The sequence below is a fragment of the Pontibacter harenae genome (assembly GCF_020907245.1).
GTDB classification, from domain to species: Bacteria; Bacteroidota; Bacteroidia; order Cytophagales; family Hymenobacteraceae; genus Pontibacter; species Pontibacter harenae.
On sequence record NZ_JAJJWH010000015.1, the window covers coordinates 97,442 to 109,059 of the forward strand.

General features: G+C 35.6%; 10 protein-coding genes. All 10 read left to right on the forward strand.

Going from position 1 to position 11,618, the window contains the following annotated elements; translation table 11 throughout:
• Positions 1 to 39: 39 nt before the first annotated feature.
• Positions 40 to 915 (forward strand): glycosyltransferase family 2 protein, encoded by an 876-nt coding sequence (locus LN893_RS10100; RefSeq protein WP_229969698.1) that lies wholly within the window; start codon positions 40 to 42, stop codon positions 913 to 915.
• A gap of 62 nt (positions 916 to 977) precedes the next feature.
• On the forward strand, positions 978 to 2,045 hold the full coding sequence (locus LN893_RS10105) for a glycosyltransferase family 4 protein (protein WP_229969699.1): 1,068 nt from the start codon (positions 978 to 980) through the stop codon (positions 2,043 to 2,045).
• Positions 2,046 to 2,111: 66 nt separating this feature from the next.
• Positions 2,112 to 3,371 carry a glycosyltransferase family 4 protein gene (locus LN893_RS10110; RefSeq protein WP_229969700.1) on the forward strand — a complete coding sequence of 420 codons (1,260 nt, stop codon included), beginning with the start codon at positions 2,112 to 2,114 and terminating at the stop codon, positions 3,369 to 3,371.
• Between the two features lie 11 nt (positions 3,372 to 3,382).
• Positions 3,383 to 4,729 (forward strand): hypothetical protein, encoded by a 1,347-nt coding sequence (locus tag LN893_RS10115; protein WP_229969701.1) that lies wholly within the window; start codon positions 3,383 to 3,385, stop codon positions 4,727 to 4,729.
• A gap of 54 nt (positions 4,730 to 4,783) precedes the next feature.
• Positions 4,784 to 5,701 (forward strand): hypothetical protein, encoded by a 918-nt coding sequence (locus LN893_RS10120; RefSeq protein ID WP_229969702.1) that lies wholly within the window; start codon positions 4,784 to 4,786, stop codon positions 5,699 to 5,701.
• A 161-nt stretch (positions 5,702 to 5,862) separates the two neighbouring features.
• Positions 5,863 to 7,122: a glycosyltransferase gene (locus LN893_RS10125; RefSeq protein WP_229969703.1), complete on the forward strand. Its 1,260-nt coding sequence runs from the start codon at positions 5,863 to 5,865 to the stop codon at positions 7,120 to 7,122.
• 194 nt (positions 7,123 to 7,316) lie between these two features.
• Positions 7,317 to 7,892 (forward strand): WcaF family extracellular polysaccharide biosynthesis acetyltransferase, encoded by a 576-nt coding sequence (locus LN893_RS10130; RefSeq protein WP_229969704.1) that lies wholly within the window; start codon positions 7,317 to 7,319, stop codon positions 7,890 to 7,892.
• A 21-nt stretch (positions 7,893 to 7,913) separates the two neighbouring features.
• Positions 7,914 to 8,918, forward strand: coding sequence for an NAD-dependent epimerase/dehydratase family protein (locus tag LN893_RS10135; protein ID WP_229969705.1), 1,005 nt, complete (start codon positions 7,914 to 7,916; stop codon positions 8,916 to 8,918).
• Positions 8,919 to 9,551: 633 nt separating this feature from the next.
• A complete protein-coding gene (locus tag LN893_RS10140; RefSeq protein ID WP_229969706.1) occupies positions 9,552 to 10,886 on the forward strand; it encodes a WcaI family glycosyltransferase in 1,335 nt (444 codons plus the stop codon).
• A gap of 32 nt (positions 10,887 to 10,918) precedes the next feature.
• Positions 10,919 to 11,618 (forward strand): porin family protein (locus LN893_RS10145; protein WP_229969707.1); only part of this gene is annotated, 700 nt, incomplete at its 3' end.

Consider the following 11,618-nt stretch of genomic DNA (forward strand, 5'->3'; position numbering starts at 1 on the left):
CCCCAACAAGTAGACAAAAAGCTTTTATAAATTTAAAATATGAAGATTGGGTTGTTAGTAACAAATTACAATACCTGGGAAATGACTTCTCAGTGCATTGAAAATTGTATAAAATATGCAGACTCGCCCATTGATCAATTCGTTGTGGTTGATGACTGTTCAAATGAACCATTTGAGAATCATTTTGGGGAGCAAATATCCTTGAGTTGTAACCAAACAAATTTGGGTTTAATTCGGTCTTTGAATAAGGGTTTAGAAATATTAGATACTGATCTCGTTCTTATATTTGATTCTGATGCTTGGCCTTTAGAAAACTTTACCAATGATGTTAAAGAATATTTTAGCAATAATAAAGAAATAGGTATAGCATCATTTAATTTACTTGATTCTGAGGGGAAGCCAAGTGTGTCTTTTGAGGCTGAACCAAGTATTTTAAGTCTAGTATTGGGTCAGAAATTGTATGCCCACTATCAAAGGATTTTTTCAAAGTTTCCCAAATCTTTTACAGTTTATACTTGTGCAATGGTTGTTCGCAAAAAGGTTTTGGAAGAAATAGGAAGTTTCGACGAAAACTTTGACTGGTTAGAACTTGACCATGACATTTGTATGCGTGCGACAAGAAGAGGGTGGAAAATAGGCATAATACCAACCAAAGTTTTTCATAAAGGAAGCGGAACACCACAAAAGGTAAGCCATAGAGTAGTTCGATTTTATAAAAATAGATGGTATTTGCTCAGTAAATTTAATAAGATTCGGTTTGCCAAATCTATGGCACGTGTAATTCGGTGGAGGTTAACCATTGAATATTTAGTTTTACATGTTTTTGGGAGTTATCTTTTTAAGGATAAAGAGGTAATAAATGATAAGTTGCACAGCAGGAGAGAGTTGCTTCAATTTTTCTCTACTTCTATTTAGACTAAAATTGTGAATAGCTACCTCAGCAAAAGGTATAGGTAAAAAGTATTATAAAATTCATCATGTCTCTGAGAATCCTTTTTTTATCTCATGTTTTTTCTCCAAGTATAGGGGGAATAGAAGTTAATTCCGAAATATTTGCACAAGCATTCTCAGCGGCTGGTCATGAAGTACATGTAATGACATGGACGGAAGATAATACCTGTGCACCTTTTCCGTATAAAGTAATACGAAATCCAACTATAGTTGAAATATTTAAAGAGCATAGGTGGGCAGATGTTATATTTGAAAATAATCCATGTCTTCGCTTATCCTGGCCTAATATTTTTTTTAAACGACCTTTAACTGTTTCCCTCAACATTTGGATAACACGTAATGATGGAAGCATTGCACTACAGGATGTTCTAAAGAGGTTTTGGCTCAAGAGAGCTAAAAAGGTTATCGCAGTTAGTAATGCTATTCGTAAAAAAACTTGGTCCCAAGCCACAGTTATAGGCAATCCTTTCCGTTCCAATATATTCAAATTAATACCTAATGTTGCTAAGGAATATGATTATATTTTTTTAGGACGTTTAGTGTCAGACAAGGGTGCGGATATGGCAATTAGGGCAATTCACCGTCTTATAACTTCAGCGAGTACTGAAAAACAGAATAAGAAGCCTACCCTTACTATTGTGGGAGATGGACCAGAGAGAGAAAATTTAAAAAGGTTAGTGGCTAAATTAGAGATAGAAGATTCGGTTCGATTTACAGGTTTTCTTCAAGGAGATGAACTTGTATTTGCTCTTAATCAACATCGATACCTTTTGGTGCCATCTGTATGGGAAGAGCCTTTCGGCAATGTTGCTTTGGAAGGCTTAGCTTGTGGTTGTTTACCTATTGTTTCTGACGGAGGAGGATTACCGGATGCCGTTGGAAAGGCTGGGGCAATTTTTAAGCGTGGTAATTTAGATTCGCTTATAGAGGTTATATGGGAACTGCGCAATAATCCAGAAATAGAAAGGCGGTTGAGGAAAGAAGCAAAACATCATCTTCAATTACATTCGCCAGAAATTGTCTCAGAGAAATATCTTAAACTTATAGAAGACACACTTAAAGTGAGGAGAGAATTAGTTATTACAACTAAATAGCTTACATTTTGCCTGCACCAGCTAGCATATCTTTTATATAATATAAATATAGTTAAAACTATTGCTATGAAATTAATAGTTTCTTCCGCTGTAAATAATTCAAATGTTCGTGCCATACTATCTGGGTTTTTAGAAGCCAAAATGTTACATGAATTTTACACACCTGTTGCTTCATTTCCAGGTTCACCACTAGACCTTTTAGGTGCTATAGGGCCATTAGCAGATATTCGTAGACGTCGTTTTGATCTCTCACTGAAACCAATAACACGTTCGTGGCCTTGGCTTGAATTTGGAAGACAGGTAGCTTTGAAGAGAGGGTGGGCAAAATTAATAGAGACTGAGAAAGGACCTTTTAGTATCGATGCAGTTTTTCAAAAGCATGACCAAATTGTAAAAGCTGGTTTGAAAAAAGCAGTAAAGCAAGGTGTGAGTTCAGTTTATTCATATGAGGGTATGGCATTAAATACTTTTACCGAAGCAAAAGAACTGGGGTTACAGTGTATTTATGACTTGCCAATCGCTTATTGGGAAACTGGGATCCGCCTTCTAACTGAAGAAATGGAGCGTCTGCCTCAGTGGAAAAGTACTTTAGGTGGAGCGGGTATAAATGAATCTGCAGAAAAGCTGGAGCGCAAGGTAAAAGAGATGGAATTAGCAGACGTTGTAGTTGTTTCTGGTGATTTTGTTAAGAATTCTATTCCAGATTGGGCTGCGGGAAAGCCTACCATTGTTTCCCCTTTTGGAACGCCGACTGGAGGTGTAAGAAGAAAGCATGAGGTGGAAAATTCTTTCAAAAATAATGAGAGACCTTTACGTGTGTTATTTGCTGGTTCCATGGGTCAGCGGAAAGGGCTAAGTGACTTGTTTAAGGCTATACAGGTTCTTAATACTTCCCAATTAGAACTTGTAGTTTTGGGGTTACCTCAAAATCCGATGAAGTTTTATAAGGGTGAACTTTCTAATTTTACATATGAACCAGTGAGGCCCCATGATCAAGTGTTAGAATTAATGAGCACTTGTGATGTCTTTTGCCTTCCATCCATAGTGGAAGGTAGAGCTCTCGTAATGCAGGAAGCAATGAGCCAGGGGTTGCCTCTAATAATTACTCCTAACACAGGTGGTAGCGATTTGATAATTGAAGGTAAAACTGGTTTTCTTGTACCTATTCGATCTCCTGAGGCTATTGCAGAAAAGCTTACTTGGTTTCTTGAAAATCGTTCGGCAATTCCTGAAATGGGAAGGATGGCTCAAGAGCATGCAGCTAAGTACACATGGGAAAATTATCAAGCTAAAATAGTTGAATCTATAACTCAATTATCAAATTAGTAAATTTAGCTATGCCACTTAACTTAGATCTTCCACATAAGCAGATATTGCTTGAAACTGTACAAAGATCATCTCTGGAGCAGAATGTTTCACTTAAAAAAGGAATCTGGTGGTATTTTTTGCTCCTAATATTCGAAGGTGCTTTGAGAAAGTGGCTTATCCCTGAGCTGTCGACTCCATTATTAGTCATAAGAGATGTCTTAGCTATTTGGCTAATCGCTAAGGCATGGCAAAGTGGAATGTTAAAATTAAACGTATATATAGTAATTGCAATTTTAATTGGTTATGTAGGTATAATTACGGCACTTTTGTTCGGACATGGCAACTTAATGGTGGCACTTTTTGGTGCAAGAATATTTTTATTGAACTTTCCACTAATTTTTGTAATAGGGCTGGTTTTTAAGAGAGGTGATGTAGTTGCTTTGGGTAAAGTTTGCTTGTGGATGGCTATTCCAATGACAGTACTTATAGTACTTCAGTTTTACAGTCCTCAGTCTGCCTGGGTAAATCGTGGCGTTGGTGGTGATTTAGATGGTGCTGGTTTTTCTGGCGGTGCTTTTGGTTATTACAGGCCCCCAGGCACCTTCTCTTTTACTCTAGGTGTTGCTCAATATTATAGTTTAATAGCCTGTTATATTTTTTACTTTTGGTTTAATCCTAAATTAATTAACAAATTTGTGCTTATTGGTTCTACTGCTGCACTTTTGGTTGCCCTTCCTTTTTCTATTAGTCGAGGGTTAGTCTTTCAAGTTTGCGTTTCAGCTTTATTTACAGTTTTTGGTACTTTAATGATTCCTAAGTATTTAAGTCGGTTTATAATATTATTGATTGGCACATCTGTAATTTTGTTAGTTCTAAGTCAATTAAGTTTTTTTCAAACTGCAGCCGATGTTTTGTTAGCTCGATTTGATATTGGTAATGAACATGAAGGAGGCCTATCTGGGACTTTGGGTGACCGGTTTTTAGGAGGAATGATTACAGCTCTTGAAAATTCTATTGAACAGCCTTTTTTTGGTGTTGGTGTAGGAATGGGGACTCCAGCTGGAAGTAAAATATTAACAGGAACAGCAACTGTATTTTTAGTTTCAGAGGAAGAATGGGGAAGGTTGATAGGAGAGCTAGGACCAATAATTGGTCTTACTGCTGTTTGTCTTCGCATAGCACTAGGAATCAAAATATCATGGTTGTGCTACAGGAGGCTTATAGCGGGTGATTTACTTCCATGGGTACTACTTAGTTTTGGTTTTATACTTCTGGTGCAAGGTATACTGTGGCAAACAACTTGTCTTGGTTTTTTTACATTAGTCGGTGGTTTGATGTTCGCCTCATTGCTACAAAAGCCAAAGGTTAGCACCTAATAATTCTGTTTTGATTAAAATCTCTATAAATATTGTTCATTTAAGCTTTGAATATTGGAAAAGAAAAAAATAAAAGTATTAAATATAATAATTACGCTATTTATTTTGTTTATTGTTATAGAGGTGCTTTTAAGAGTGATTTTCGGATTCTGTAATGCAGTTTTGTATAAAGAAGATCAAGATCTAGAATACATAGCTATCCCTCAAAGTACAAAAAGGTTTGGTAATCGTATATTTTACAATACTTATTCGCAACGCAATTCTGAAATAGCTCCTGAAGATTCTATCATAATTGCAGGTTTTGGCGACTCTGTACTTAACGGAGGTACACTTTCCGATAATGAAGATTTAGCAACAACAAAGTTATCCAAGTATCTATCAAGTAAAGAAAAAAAAAACGTTAAAGTACTTAATGTTAGTTGTAAATCTTGGGGGCCTGATAACTGTTATGCCTATATAAAAAAGTACGGCGATTTCAATGCAAAAGCAATGTTTCTAGTAATGAGTTCTCATGATGTTCATGATATCATGAACTTTGACAAAGTTGTTGGAGTGAACCCTGGATGGCCTAAAGAGCAATATGATTTTGCGTTATCTGAGTTAATGCACAGATATATTTTACCAAGAATTTCAACTTCAAAAAATGAAAATGCTTTGAATGACAAGTTAGGAATTAACTTGAGCAAGTCCGATACTACGTTTAATCCTGGAATACGAAACCTTTTTGAATACAGTAAACAAAAGAATATACCGTTTTTAATTTACCTGCATGCAGACCTCAATGAGGTACAACAAAACGAATATTCTGAAGGTGGAAAACTTGTAGAAGATTTTTGTAAAAAAAATAATATTTATTTAATTAAAGAACTAGACTATGACCTGTCTCAAGAGATATATAGTGATGACATACACTTCACAAACAAAGGTCAAGATGAGATGTTTCGAATTCTAAAAGATGAGATATATAAATGATTTATATACATCTATAATATGATTAACTCTTTAATAAAATAATTTGCACTATTGCTGGTTCAGTGTGTATAGATGAATGTTTATAATATTCTATAATCCGTACAAAAAATAAAATATAAATATACATACAGTCTTATTGTTATAGTAATTTATCATATTATATGAAGGTATTACATATTACTGCTGACATGGATCCCGTAAAAGGAGGTGTACAGCAGGGGCTTAGAACAGTTGTTTCTATTCTTTCTGAACGTGGAGTGTATAATGAAGTTACTAGTCTAAATTCGCCCGATGCTTCTTTTCTTGCTCATGATTTTTTTATTAATAATCCCCTTGGGCCAGCTAAAGGCCCTTGGAGTTATAGTTCCAAATTAATTCCTTGGTTACTAGAAAATTTAATGCGTTTTGATGTAGTTATTGTTCATGGTATTTGGCAATTTCATGGTTATGCTGTTAGGCAAGCAATGAATATATTAAGAGAAAAAAACATCTCTAAATCGTTAAGTGGGGATATGCTGCTGCCTAAGGTTTTTGTATTTCCTCAGGGAATGCTTGATCCATACTTTCAGCGTGCACCAGGTAGAAAACTTAAAGCTTTACGAAACTCTATATATTGGAAATTTATTGAAGGAAAGCTCATAAATGAAGCAGACGGTGTATTCTTTACTGCGGAAGATGAAAAAAGACTAGCGCGAGAGCCATTTCATCCTTATAGGCCAAGGAGAGAGGAAGTAGTTGGAATGTGCCAAGCATCTCCACCTCCTTATGTGCCTAATATGAAAAAAGCTTTTTTGGAGGAATGTTCTGATGTCAAAGATCGCCCTTACCTTCTTTTTTTGAGTCGTATTCATGAGAAAAAAGGTGTTGATTTACTTATCAAAGCGTATCTGAACGTTCTACAAAACATTCAAACGACAAAAAATAAAATCATGGAGGAGGCTGATATCTCAGAAGTTAAAGAGAGTGACCTCCCTCTATTAGTCATTGCTGGACCTGGACTTGAAACACAATATGGATTGAGAATGCAAAAATTAGTTTCCAACTCACCTGAACTAAAAAACAGAGTATTTTTCCCAGGTATGCTTGCTGGAGATGCTAAGTGGGGTGCCTTTTATGGTTGTGAAGCTTTTATTTTACCTACTCATCAAGAAAATTTTGGCATTGCAATCACAGAAGCTTTAGCTTGTGGTAAACCAGTGTTGATTACCCATCAAACAAATATATGGCAAGAAATTATTAGTGCGGGGGGGGGGATTGTGGGAAATGATACTCTGCAAGGTACACAGGGATTAATAGAACAATGGATAAACCTCTCTAATGATGAGAAAATGGAGTATAGTCATCGAGCATTAAGTACTTATCTACAACATTTCGAAATGGATAAAATAGCTGATAAGTGGATTTCTACTATAAATAAATAGTTATTGTGTAGTAGTGGGTAAGCATGGGGCCTAAAAATTAGATCGTTTATCTAAAGTTAACTCTAAGATTATAAGTTGTAGCACTAAAAACCTGCCTTCTACTTTTAAATTCATTTTTGGCACAGCATTGTAGTAAATTCTACCCTCCATAGTAGAAATATTGATAGTCTATATTTCTGAAATAAGTATTATTTATGAAGTACCAAGATTTAAGTCTGTTCAGAATGCCTGATACTTTTAGAGGCAAATCTAAGCTTGTTATTCAGCTTTGGTGGATAGTACAGGATACATTGTTTCGATGGTCTCCCCAATTTTTGTATGGATGGAGAGCTTTTTTGCTTAGGTTATTTGGTGCTGAAATTGGTATAAACGTTAAGATTAGACCATCTGTAAAAATAACATATCCCTGGAATTTTAAAATAGGGGACTACTGCTGGGTTGGAGATGATTGTGTAATCTATAACTTGGACCATGTCAGTATTGGCAGCAACGTAGCTATAGCCCATAAGGTGTATTTTAACACAGGTGGGCATGCATATGATAAAATTACTTTTGACATCTTTGGTAAGCCTGTAGTTGTCGAAGATGAATGTTGGATAACCAATGATGTATATATAGCTCCTGGTGTCACAGTTGGAAGAGGAACAATAGTAAGTGCCAGAAGTAGTGTTCTTAAAGATTTACCCTCGGGTAAAATATGTGTTGGTACTCCTGCCATGCCCATAAAAGATAGAACTATTGTGCATGAGAAATTAACAGAATACGCTTAACTAAATAAAAACTTATTTGATATGACAAGATTACTTGTAACAGGAGGTTCTGGCTTTATAGGGACTAACTTAGTAGAGCAGTTAGTTAAAAAAGGTTATGAAGTATTAAATATAGATACAGCCCGCCCTTTAAATGAAGTGCATTTTCAGTATTGGAGTCAAATTGATATCCTTGATTTTGACAGTCTACAATCAAAAATACAAGAATTTAATCCCGAAATTATAGTGCATTTGGCAGCAGTAACAGATCTGAATGGGAAAAATCTTGAATATTATAAAGCAAACACTGAGGGAACGAAGAATATCATAGAGATTTCGAACAAATTACCTCTTTTGAAAAAGGTGATATTTACATCTTCTATGTATGTTTGCAAGCCTGGCTATATACCTCAGAACTATAATGATTACAAGCCTCATACTTTGTATGGTGAAAGTAAAGTAGAAGGTGAAAAAATAGTTAAAGCTGTCAAAGATACTCACTATTCCTGGACAATTGTGAGACCTACTTCTATTTGGGGGCCTTGGTTTAATATTCCTTACATCGATTTTTTTAACATTGTTTATCAGGGGAAGTATTTTGATTTTGGCAATACATGTACAAAAACCTATGGTTTTGTTGACAATACTGTATATCAGATTGAAAAGATTATTGCAGCAGATCATTTACATGGTAAAACTTTTTATTTGGGTGATTATACTCCTATTCAAATTTCTGAATGGGCAAATGAGATATCTTTGGAAATGGGTAAAGGGCCAATCAAAAGAATACCTTTCTTTCTAATTCAAGGTGCTGCTTGGATTGGAGATGTACTTTCTAAGATGAATTTAAAGTTTCCTATTTCTAGTTTTAGGTTAACAAACATGACAACAAATAATGTACTACCATTGAACGACCTCTTTGAGGTTACAGGTACGCTGCCAGTAAATAGACATGAAGGTGTAAGAAATACGATTGAATGGTTGGTTGATGTCAAAGGATACAAAATTAGGAATAGTAAAGGTGAAGTGGCATTCATCAAATCATGATTAAGTCATGACTGTATTTGAGGACTAAGTATCTTCATTTTCTTCGCTTATTATATTAGCTATTTCTGAAATTTGTTTTTTACAAAATCGTCAAACAAGGTTTATCAAAAAAGTAAAGAAATCAAAAGGCATTAAAAGTGTAAAAGTCAGTAAAAAGTAAATGTTTTGAAAGCCGATGCATAAGCGAAGATTTCAGAATCGATCCCCTCTACATTTTTAATTTTCTAACCAACATCTCAAGACTCCGCTGCTAGTTCTAAGTACCAATTTTGTAGTCTATCATTATCATCTATTTATTATGCATACACAATGCATAAAGTTATTCTGTATTATGTAAGTAGTATTGCTCAAGATTGATCTTTATATGTAACTACTTGATTACATTTTTATAGAAGTTGCTTTTTCATAACAGCATTACTTGATTTAAATTATAATAAATTTTATTTAAAAAGTTTAAATTTAAAAAGTATTTACTACTTTAGTAATAATATAACTTATCATAATTAAATTAAGTATAATGCCTTGTAGTAATATATAGGTAAAGATTTGAACTGCTCATAAATTACTTCTTTAAATAAAGAACAATATTTTCTTTATATTGTATCATAATAAATTGCAAGTAACTGTTGGTTTATGAAAAAACGCATACTTTTAATTGGATATAACTATCATCCAGAGCCTACTGGTATAGGAAAATATAGTGGGGAAATGTTAGTTTGGTTAGCGCAGAACGGGTACGATTGTGAAGTAATCACCTCTTATCCATATTATCCGCAGTGGAAAGTTCAGGATGCTTATGCAGGTAAGAAGAATAGGTTTAGCTCGGAATCCCAAAGTGTAGCAGGAGGGGAGATTCGGGTACACCGGTGCCCTATGTATGTGCCAGCAGTGCCTAGTGGGTTGAAGCGTATGTTGCTTGATTTATCGTTTCTTATTTCTGCCTTCCTAAAGCTTTTCCAACTGATACTCTTTTCGAAGAAGTTCGATTATGTCATTACTGTTGTGCCTAGTTTCCAGATCGGTTTGTTGGGAGTTATGTATAAAGTGCTTCGGAAGGCAGTTCTACTGTATCACATACAAGATTTACAAATTGAAGCAGCACGGGATCTGAAAATGATCAAATCTGAGAAGGTTATTAATATGCTGTTCAGGTTAGAGAAGTACATTTTTAATAAAGCAGATGTAATCAGTAGTATTTCGGAAGGAATGGTGGACAAGGTTAGAGTGAAAGCACAAAAAGAGGTTTTGTTATTTCCGAACTGGACAGACTGTGAAAGTTTTTACCCTATCACCAATCGAGGCAGGTTAAAAGAAGAGTTTGGCTTTAAATCTTCTGATAAGATTGTTTTATATTCAGGTGCGATTGGAGAAAAACAAGGCCTTGAAGCTATTCTGCATGCTGCTAAGGCGCTTAAGCCACAAAAAAACTTGAAGTTCCTGATTTGTGGGTCAGGTCCATATAAAAAGAAGTTGTGCCAGTTGGCAGACGAGCTAAGCCTGGAGAACGTGGTGTTTTACCCATTGCAGCCTATAGAAAAATTCAATCATTTCTTGAACATGGCGGATGTGCATTTGGTGATTCAAAAATCAAGTGCAGGTGACCTGGTTATGCCGTCGAAGCTTACAACTGTTTTAGGGGTTGGTGGATTAGCATTGATAACTGCCCATAAAGGAACGACTTTGCATTCTTATGTGAGTAAACATAAGATGGGGCTTTTAATTGAGCCAGAGAATCAGGAGGCTCTTAACACCGCTTTGTGGCATGCAGTTTCTGAAGATAATGAAGCTCTAAGACAGAGTGCTCGTACCTATGCGGAGGAATTCCTATCTAAACAAAAGATAATGGAAGCATATGATAAAAAGGTGCTTAAGGGTGGCTTGGAGCCCAAAGCTTTACCTGCTGCAGCGGCCAAAGCTGTTCCTGTATCTAGCGTAAGTTTAAGAGAGCTGAGAACCGCAAACCGATAAGTTTTGTAGATTTAAATTGAAGCATTTAGGCTGTGCAATTCTATATTTTTTTAGTGGCACTGTTATTATGGGGGTATGCTCCTTTAATAGGGGAAAACAAGGTTGCTAGTGTAATAGTAGCTGCGTCTACAGCTGTTGATTCTTCTACTGCTTTATCTAAACCTTTTAGGGCGGCTAATAATAGTATGTATGCCCCAAGAACTTACGATAAAGTTCGTTTCGGAGTTAAAGTGGGTATGGGTTATTCAAACACAAATTTTAACAAGGGTTTTCCTAAGCCATCCGAACCGATAGAAACCATTTGGAAGATGAGCTATTCAGGAGGCTTTGTGATAGATGTTCCGCTGTACAAGAAGTGGCACTTTCAACAAGAGTACTTGTATTCTCATGTAAGAGGGGAAGTTAAAGCAGAAGGTGTATCGTATGATTTTGAGTATTTATCGTTGCCAGTGCTTCTTAAGTACCAGCTTACTCCTGCATTTTCAGTTTTCCTAGGGCCTCATTTCGATTTGCTTTTGTACGCCAGGGAGCGTTTAGATGATCAGTCTATCGATGTTGAGCATGTAATAGAGGAACGTAATTTTGGAGCAATTGCAGGGATGGGATACCAAATTACAAATAAGCTTTCTGTTGATGCCCGATTTGTTCGTGGAGTAAGTCACATAAATATCAAGCAAGGTGCTATTGCGAAAGAGAGTTGTGGTTCACAATGTATGATGTTTGCATTTTTGT